Origin of the sequence: Clostridium polyendosporum, from assembly GCF_018332455.1 — a bacterium.
GTDB lineage: Bacteria > Bacillota > Clostridia > Clostridiales > Clostridiaceae > Clostridium_AY > Clostridium_AY polyendosporum.
Genome location: NZ_BOPZ01000070.1, coordinates 1 through 661 on the forward strand (window position 1 = coordinate 1; position 661 = coordinate 661).

A 661-nucleotide genomic window follows, 5' to 3' on the forward strand; every position below is an offset into this window, starting at 1 on the left:
CCGTAAGGGGGGCAGCGGCCGAAGGTAGGGTCAGCGATTGGGGTGAAGTCGTAACAAGGTAGCCGTAGGAGAACCTGCGGCTGGATCACCTCCTTTCTAAGGAAGATTTAGTTAATACTTAACGCATGTTAAGATTAACTACAATAATATAGCGAGCTATCGAATGGATTGCGCTAATTCCTCTGTTTAATTTTGAGAGACCAAAAGTCTTTCAATTTTTTTTGTTCTTTGAAAATTGCACATAAGAAGGATAAACAACTGAATCCTTAATGAATTTCAATTGAAAGGAAGTTGTTTAGCCAGTAAAGCCAAATTGGTAAAACCAAAGAATTATTCTTTGTAAGAGAACCAAAACTGGTAGTTATAAAAGACTACTTTAGTATATTAGGTCAAGCTACAAAGGGCGCATGGTGAATGCCTTGGCATCAGGAGCCGATGAAGGACGCGATAAGCTGCGATAAGCTTCGGGGAGGCGCAAATAGCCAGTGATCCGAAGATTTCCGAATGAGGAAACTCACATGGGTAACCCCATGTATCTTACGATGAATACATAGTCGTAGGAAGGTAAACCCAGGGAACTGAAACATCTAAGTACCTGGAGGAAGAGAAAGAAAAATCGAGTCCGTCAGTAGCGGCGAGCGAAAGCGGAAGAGCCCAAACC

Annotated in this window: 2 rRNA genes; both read left to right on the plus strand. The window is 42.5% G+C overall.

The features are described from left to right. Positions 1-96 (plus strand): 16S ribosomal RNA (locus tag CPJCM30710_RS17405); the annotation flags it as partial. A 291-nt stretch (positions 97-387) separates the two neighbouring features. Then, positions 388-661: ribosomal RNA gene (locus CPJCM30710_RS17410) — 23S ribosomal RNA — on the plus strand; the annotation flags it as partial.